At 65.4% G+C, this 6,076-nt stretch carries 7 protein-coding genes; 3 read left to right on the plus strand and 4 right to left on the minus strand.

The features are described from left to right. Positions 1 to 25: 25 nt before the first annotated feature. Both NKI61_RS32070 and NKI61_RS32075 read right to left on the minus strand, forming a co-directional pair. Positions 26 to 880 carry a MetQ/NlpA family lipoprotein gene (locus tag NKI61_RS32070; RefSeq protein WP_352842322.1) on the minus strand — a complete coding sequence of 285 codons (855 nt, stop codon included), beginning with the start codon at positions 878 to 880 and terminating at the stop codon, positions 26 to 28. 172 nt (positions 881 to 1,052) lie between these two features. Continuing rightward, positions 1,053 to 1,736, minus strand: coding sequence for an SDR family NAD(P)-dependent oxidoreductase (locus NKI61_RS32075; RefSeq protein ID WP_352842323.1), 684 nt, complete (start codon positions 1,734 to 1,736; stop codon positions 1,053 to 1,055). A 212-nt stretch (positions 1,737 to 1,948) separates the two neighbouring features. Between NKI61_RS32075 and NKI61_RS32080 the strand changes: the two genes are divergently transcribed. Beyond that, positions 1,949 to 3,064: an anhydro-N-acetylmuramic acid kinase gene (locus NKI61_RS32080; RefSeq protein WP_352842324.1), complete on the plus strand. Its 1,116-nt coding sequence runs from the start codon at positions 1,949 to 1,951 to the stop codon at positions 3,062 to 3,064. Here the strand turns inward: NKI61_RS32080 and NKI61_RS32085 are convergent. Next, a complete protein-coding gene (locus NKI61_RS32085; protein WP_352842325.1) occupies positions 3,061 to 3,480 on the minus strand; it encodes a GNAT family N-acetyltransferase in 420 nt (139 codons plus the stop codon). The two genes, NKI61_RS32080 and NKI61_RS32085, sit on opposite strands and share 4 nt — an antisense overlap. A gap of 60 nt (positions 3,481 to 3,540) precedes the next feature. After that, positions 3,541 to 4,719 carry an MFS transporter gene (locus NKI61_RS32090; RefSeq protein WP_023726345.1) on the minus strand — a complete coding sequence of 393 codons (1,179 nt, stop codon included), beginning with the start codon at positions 4,717 to 4,719 and terminating at the stop codon, positions 3,541 to 3,543. Positions 4,720 to 4,767: 48 nt separating this feature from the next. Between NKI61_RS32090 and NKI61_RS32095 the strand changes: the two genes are divergently transcribed. Together NKI61_RS32095 and NKI61_RS32100 are read left to right on the plus strand one after the other, a co-directional pair. Further along, on the plus strand, positions 4,768 to 5,307 hold the full coding sequence (locus tag NKI61_RS32095) for an Lrp/AsnC family transcriptional regulator (RefSeq protein WP_023687041.1): 540 nt from the start codon (positions 4,768 to 4,770) through the stop codon (positions 5,305 to 5,307). A 98-nt stretch (positions 5,308 to 5,405) separates the two neighbouring features. After that, on the plus strand, positions 5,406 to 6,076 hold a 671-nt coding region (locus NKI61_RS32100), incomplete at its 3' end, for an SWIM zinc finger family protein (protein ID WP_352842326.1).

Raw genomic sequence — 6,076 nt, forward strand, 5'->3', positions numbered from 1 at the left:
CCTGCTCCTGACAACCAGGCGCCAATCAATAGGCGCTGATCCCGGTGCCCTTGTAGACCTTGTCGAACTCGGCCTTGACCGCCTCGTTCTGGTAGGACGCGACCAGCGTCTTCACCCACGCCTCGTTCTCGTTGCCGGATTTCACGGCGATGAAGTTGCGGTAGGGGTTGTCGGCCACCGGCTCCTGGGCGATGCGGTTGTCCGGGCCGAGACCGCTCTTCAGCGCCCAGTCGGTGTTGACGACAGCCGCGTCGAGATCCTCGACCGAGCGGCCGACAATGCCGGCGTCCAGTTCCTTGATGACGACCTTCTTCGGGTTCTCGGCAATGTCGGCGGTAGTCGCCAGGATGCCGGTGCCGTCCTTCAGCTTGATCACGCCTTCGTTCTGCAGAACGCGCAGCGCGCGGCCCTCATTGGAGGGGTCGTTGGGCAGGCCGATGACGGCGCCTTCGGGCAGGTCGGCAACCTTGGTGTATTTCTTGGAGTAGAGGCCGATCGGCCAGACGCCGGTGTAGCCGACGCGCACGATGTGGTACCCTTGGGTCTTGATCTGGTTGTCGAGATAGGGCTGGTGCTGGAAGGCGTTGGCGTCGATCTCGCCGCGCTCGAGCGCCTCGTTGGGCTGGGTGTAGTCGTTGAACACCACGGTCTCGACGGTCAGGCCTTTTTCGGCGGCCTGGGCGACGACGACGCGCCAGACATCCTCATCCTCGCCGCTGATGATGCCGACCTTGATAGACTTCTTGTCCTCGGCGAAGGACGGCGTCGGCTGAGCCAGACCGACAAGCGTGACGGCCGAGGCAAAAAGTGCCGCAAGGGCAGCTCGCCGGCTGATGGCTGAAAAAAGAAGAGAGCTGGAAGCGTTTCCACGTTCGGGCATTGTCGATCCCTCGTAATCCTGAAGTCATTGCGGCGAGGTGGAATACCAAGCCTTGACGACATCATCGGCAATGCTGCTTGCCGGATCAAAGAACCGCATTTCTTCTCAAACACGAAGCCGGGAATATTCTCTCAAAGATTTCGCAATTGCGAGAACGGCCACGTCGGACCGGTCAGAATGTCTCGACAAAGGGCCGCAGCTCGACCTCGAAGCTCCAGGCGCTGCGATGCTGGCGATGGGTCGCGAGATAGGTCTGCGCGATCGCATCGGGCGACAGCTGGCTGTCCGGTCGCTCGGGCTTCGTCCGGACCGGCTCGATCTGGCCGTCGATAATGAAATGGGCGACATGGATGTTCTTCGGGAAGAGTTCGCGCGCCATCGACTGAGCCAGACCGCGCAGGCCGAATTTCGGCATGGCAAAGCCGGCGGAGTTGGGAAAGCCCTTGATGCTGGCGGAGGCGCCGGTGAAAAGAATCGAACCGGAGCCGCGCGCAAGCAGCCGCCGCGCCGCTTGCTGGCCGACCAGGAAGCCGCCATAGGCGCCGACAAGCAAGGCTTGTTTGACCGCATCGGGATCGACCTCGGCGATCGGGCCGCGCGTGCGGCCGCTGGCATTGAAGACGGCAAGGGCCAGCGGGCCTTGCTTGTCGGCGGCGTCAAACAGGCCGGCGACGGAGGCCGGATCGGCGACGTCGGTTTCGACGGCCAGCGCGCCGGTTTCCCCGACCAGCGCCGCGAGTTTGGCCGTGTTGCGGGCGGCCAGCACCACACGATAGCCTTCCGTGGTGAGAAGGCGTGCCAAAGAGGCGCTCAGGCCCGCACCCGCGCCGGCGATCACTGCGACTTCGGATGCCATGTCGTTTCTCCTTGGCGATGACGTGTTCGTCTCATAGCTGGCGTCTTGAGCGGCGAGACGCAAGAACGGCGTTGCTCGATTTTCGCTGTTCGGTAAAAACCCTGCCGGCAGGTTCGGAGCGATCGACCGCGGCCGGGGTCTTGCCTGGCGAGACAATCCGTCCGACAGGTGATTGCGTTGGAATCGCAAACGGTGTCGCAAGGGAGTCGACCGTGGAACCAATCTGGGCCGTCGGCCTGATGACCGGCACCGTGCTTGACGGCAATATCGACGTGGCGCTGATCAAGACCGATGGCGAGCGGATCGCCGATTTCGGGACCTATACGCTGGCCCCCTACCCCGCAGCGATCCGTGCCTTGCTGGAGGAGACGCTGCGTCAGGCCCGGGTGTGGAATTTCGACGGGCCGGAGCCGGCGATCTTTGCCGAAGCCGAGGAGGCGCTGACGCGGGCGCAGTCGGCGGCGGTGAAGGACCTTGTCGAAAGCTACGGCCTGACCATGGCCGATATCGGCGTGGTCGGTTTCCACGGCCAGACCGTACTGCATCGCGCCCCGCAACCCGGACGCCTCGGCGCCACGCGCCAGCTTGGCGACGGCGAGCTGATGCATTCGATCCTGGGCGCCAAGGTCGCCTATGATTTCCGCTCGGCCGATGTGCGCGCCGGCGGCCAGGGCGCACCGCTGGCAGCCGCCTATCACGCGGCGCTTTTGAGGGAAGCCGACGCCAGCGGCGACACGGCGGTGCTCAATCTCGGCGGTGTCGGCAACGTCACCTGGTGGGACGGCAAGGACAACATCGTCGCCTTCGACACCGGCCCGGCCAACGCGCCGCTCAACGATTTCATCAAGGCAAACGGACTCGGCGAGATGGACCGCGACGGCGCACTGGGCGCGGCCGGCACCGTCGATGAAGTGCGGCTGGCCAAATTGCTTCAGCATCCGTATCTGACCAAGCCCTATCCGAAATCGCTCGACCGTTTCGACTTCGGCGCCGCCATGGCCGACGGCCTCAGCGCAGAGGATGGGGCGGCGACGCTGACGGCCTTCACCGTCTCGGCCGTCGGCAAGGCGCTCGATTTGTTGCCGCGCCGGCCGAAGCGCCTGGCGGTCAGTGGCGGCGGCCGCCGCAACCCGACGATGATGGCGATGCTGGCGAGGCGCGCCAACGTCGAGGTGGTGCAGGCCGAGACACTGGGCTGGAAAGGCGATGCGGTGGAGGCCGAATGCTTTGCCTTCCTTGCCGTGCGCGTGCTGCGCGGCCTGCCGATCAGCTTTCCCAGCACCACCGGCGTGCCGCAGCCGATGCAAGGCGGGCGGCTGGCAGGTTAGAGCTTCTTCTGCAGGAAGATGCGGCTGCGGCCGACGGGAAAGTCAGGCAGTTCGCCGAAGCGCCGGTAGCCTTGCCGCTCATAGACTTTGGCCGCTGTCGGATTGAACGTGTCGATCCAGGCGTTCTGGCAGCCCCGGGCGACTGCTTCGCGCTCGGCAGCGTCCAGCATGTCGCCGGCCATATGCTGGCCGCGCAGGCGTTCGTCGACCCACAGCCATTGCACATAGAGCCAGCCCCAGGCGGTGTATCCCGAAATGCCAGCGACGACAGCGCCGTGCTCGTCACGAACGAAGACCGCGATCGGCTTGCGGCCGGAGGGGCCGACATCGCCGTCATTGAACGCCGTCAGCCGCTCGGCCAGGAAGGCGAGGTCGTCTGACGAGGGGTCGGCAGTGGTTTCAAGCGTCGTCTTCATCCGGGCGGGGCTCGCATGGCAAGCCAAGCTCTAGCGAAGGACGGGATGAGGACGCAAGCTTTACGGCTTGATGGGCGGAGGCGACCGCCATGACCCCGCTGCTGCCGCAACCAGCATCAGCACGGCGGCGACGATGGCGCAGATGGCAAAGCCGAACGATGAATAAAGCGGCCCGAAGCTGGTGGTGCCGATGAAGACCGCGAGGTAGGTGACCGAGCTGTTCAGGCCCATGATGGTGCCGCGGCGCGACGGATCGAGCGCGGTAAGGCGCATCACCAGCACGTTCAGGCCGAAATGATTGGCAAGGCCCCATATGGCGATCATAGCCAGGATCAGCACGAAATTGCTGCTTGCGAGCGCGATGGCGACATAGACGACGGCGACCAGCAGATAGGCGAAGGGCATGACGCGCCGCGCGCCGATGCGGTCGATGACGCCGTCGAGGAAGGCCGCGGCGCCGAAGCCGGCGCCATAGGCGAGTGCGGCCAGCGCATTGGCGCTGACGGGCTCGCCCAGATCCTGGTGCAGATGATCGCCCAGATAGCCGTAGACGCCGTAAAAAGCGGTCATGAAGGCGGTGCAGGCTATGAGCAGCGGCACGATGCCCGGAATGGCCAGCGCAACGAACGGCGACGGCGCCGGGCCGCTCTTCCTGACGTCGCTGAGCGAGGTCATCGACAAGGCAGCAAGCGCAATGGCGGAAAGCACCGCGACGGCGGCGAAGACGGCGCGCCAGTGCACGAGGTCGGCAAGCACGGCCGACAGCGACACGCCGGCCACCATGGAGACCGTCCAGCCGGTCAGCACGACGCCGATCGTGCCGCTTTCGCGGCCGGGCGGCGCAATTGCCGCTGCACTGGCATAGATTGCCGGCATGGCGACGCCGGCGGCGATGCCGGCGACGGCCTGGGCCGCGACCAGCATGATCACCGTCGGCGCCAGCGCGCTGGCGAGAAGCCCGACCGCCAGCAACAGCAGAGCGCCCTGCAGCATGCGGCGGGCGCCGACGCCGTCGATATAGCGGGCGAGGAACAACGCGCTGGCCGAAGTGCCGAGGCCGAAGGCGGCCGACGCGGCCATCACCGCCGGCACGCTGGTGCCGAAGGATGCGGCGACTGCCGGAGCAATTGGACCCAGGACCAGCGAGTTCGAGCCGATGACGGCGATGCAGCCGGTCAGGAGATAGGCCAGCGCCGGGATCGGCTGATGGAGCGTTGCAGCTTGATGCGCGTTCGTCATCGGGTCATAATGGCCGAACTAAATTCCGCGACAACAAGGAATTTCGATATGGACGAAGAAACAGATGGGGTTCTGCAGAACAAGGTAGCTCCCCGCGAGCTCGACGCAATCGACCGAAAAATATTAGGCGTGCTGGTCGAGGATGCGACGATCAGCTACGCCGAACTTGGCGAACGCGTCTGCCTTTCGCCGCCGGCGGCGCATGAGCGGGTCAAGCGCCTGCGGCGCAGCGGCGCCATCCGCGGCACGGCTGTGATCATCGACCCGAAGGCCGTGAAGAAGCCGCTGCTCACCTTCGTGCATATCGATACCAAGGGCTGGGGCAAGACGCCGGAGCTGATGGCCGTCTCGCAATATCCTGAGGTCGAGGAAATCCATTCGGTGGCCGGCGACACCTGCATGCTTCTCAAGGTCCGCACCGAGGACACCAGGGCGCTCGAAGGCCTGCTGGCGCGTCTCTACGAAACGCCCGGCGTCACCTCGACGCGAAGCTATGTCGTGCTGTCGACCTATCTCGAGCGCCCGGTGCAGCCCGAGATCACGGCGCAATGGCCGACGCCCCGGCACATGGCCACGCCGCTGTACTGATCTGCGCTATCTTCGTCTTGCCGGGGCCACAACAATCCTTCACAAACGGCACCCTATATTGATGCCAGGCATTGATTTGGGGTGACGAGAGGCGCGGCTTGGAATTCGAACTGAAAACCATCGAGGCGCTGGCCCCCGATCAGGCGTCGCTAAGCGCCGCCTCGAAGCTCACCAAGCGCTCGAACTGGCCGCGGCTGGAGAAGAACGAGCAGCAGGCGCTGATCTGGGGCGAATGCCAAGGCTCGGGATCCAACCCCTATCGCACCGTCGTCGACACCGGCGACCACGGCTACAAATGCACCTGCCCGTCGCGAAAATTTCCCTGCAAGCACACGCTGGCGCTGATGTGGATCGCCGCCACGGCGCCGGCCAGCTTCACATCAGCCGAAACAACGCCGGAATGGGTCAATGACTGGCTTGGCCGGCGCAGGAAGACTGCGCCCCCGCCGGTCGACGCAAAGCCTGGCAGGGGCGCGTCTGGCAAGAGCATTGGCGAGGCCTCGCAGGCGGAGGAAAGCACCGTCGATGACGCCGCCGCGACGGAGCGCCGCGAGACGGCGCAGCGCAAGCGGGCGGAAGATACGCGCACCGCGGTGGCAGGCGCGCTGGACGAACTCGACCAGTGGATTGCCGACCAGCTGCGGCTCGGCCTTTCCGCCTTTGCCGACGCCAGCAGCGAGCGCTGCCGCCGCATTGCGGCGCGGCTTGTCGACATGAAGGCGACGGCGCTTGCCGGACGCATCGACGAAATCCCGGCCCGGCTAATGGC

The organism is Mesorhizobium sp. M0514, assembly GCF_040321145.1.
Classification (GTDB): domain Bacteria; phylum Pseudomonadota; class Alphaproteobacteria; order Rhizobiales; family Rhizobiaceae; genus Mesorhizobium.

Excerpts from the sequence above, each read along its gene's own strand:
- NKI61_RS32085 (WP_352842325.1), bottom strand. The coding sequence starts at position 3,480 with ATGAAGACGACGCTTGAAACCACTGCCGACCCCTCGTCAGACGACCTC.
- NKI61_RS32090 (WP_023726345.1), bottom strand. The coding sequence starts at position 4,719 with ATGACGAACGCGCATCAAGCTGCAACGCTCCATCAGCCGATCCCGGCG.
- NKI61_RS32075 (WP_352842323.1), bottom strand. The coding sequence starts at position 1,736 with ATGGCATCCGAAGTCGCAGTGATCGCCGGCGCGGGTGCGGGCCTGAGC.
- NKI61_RS32070 (WP_352842322.1), bottom strand. The coding sequence starts at position 880 with ATGCCCGAACGTGGAAACGCTTCCAGCTCTCTTCTTTTTTCAGCCATC.
- NKI61_RS32095 (WP_023687041.1), top strand. The coding sequence starts at position 4,768 with ATGGACGAAGAAACAGATGGGGTTCTGCAGAACAAGGTAGCTCCCCGC.